We start from the raw sequence: 656 nt of genomic DNA on the forward strand, positions 1-656 counted from the left end.
CCGGAATATCGGTATCTCGCAGATCGCGAAATACCGGTTGCCCTGGGCCGGCAAGGTATCCATCCTGCATCGCGTGAGCGGTGCCTTGATGTTCCTCCTCCTTCCCTTCGTCCTGTACCTGTTCGAGCAGAGCATTACCTCCGAACTGAGCTTCGCAAAGTTCTCGGCCCTGTTGTCCGGCGGCTTTGTCAAGCTGGTTGTGCTGGCCCTGATCTGGGGTTATCTGCATCATTTCTGCGCCGGTATCCGCTTTCTGCTGCTGGATGTGCACGTTGGTGTTTCCAAGCCCGCCTCGGCCAAGTCTGCCATCAGCGTGCTGGTTGTCAGCCTGCTGCTTACCCTGATTTTCGGCCTGAAGCTGTTCGGCCTGTTCTGAGGAGAATCACGGTGGCAAACAACAATATCGGTCCCAAGCGCCTGGTCGTCGGCGCCCATTACGGCCTGAAAGACTGGCTCGCGCAACGCGTCACGGCCGTGATCATGGTGGTGTTCACCGTGGTGCTGGCCATTGCCTTCCTGCTGTCGAACGGCGCTTCGTACGAAGCGTGGGCAGGGCTCTTCGCCAACCAGTGGATGAAGATCATCACGTTCCTGACCATCCTGTCGCTGCTGTATCACGCCTGGATCGGCGTGCGCGACATCTGGATGGACTATGT

General features: G+C 58.4%; 2 protein-coding genes. Both read left to right on the forward strand.

Annotation, left to right across the window (positions count from 1 at the left end; translation table 11 throughout):
• A partial coding sequence (sdhC, locus tag E1J61_RS35825; protein ID WP_116324063.1) for a succinate dehydrogenase, cytochrome b556 subunit occupies positions 1-376 on the forward strand: 376 nt, incomplete at its 5' end.
• A gap of 11 nt (positions 377-387) precedes the next feature.
• A partial coding sequence (sdhD, locus tag E1J61_RS35830; RefSeq protein ID WP_133098514.1) for a succinate dehydrogenase, hydrophobic membrane anchor protein occupies positions 388-656 on the forward strand: 269 nt, incomplete at its 3' end.

The sequence above is a fragment of the Cupriavidus sp. L7L genome (assembly GCF_004353535.1).
GTDB classification, from domain to species: Bacteria; Pseudomonadota; Gammaproteobacteria; order Burkholderiales; family Burkholderiaceae; genus Cupriavidus; species Cupriavidus oxalaticus_A.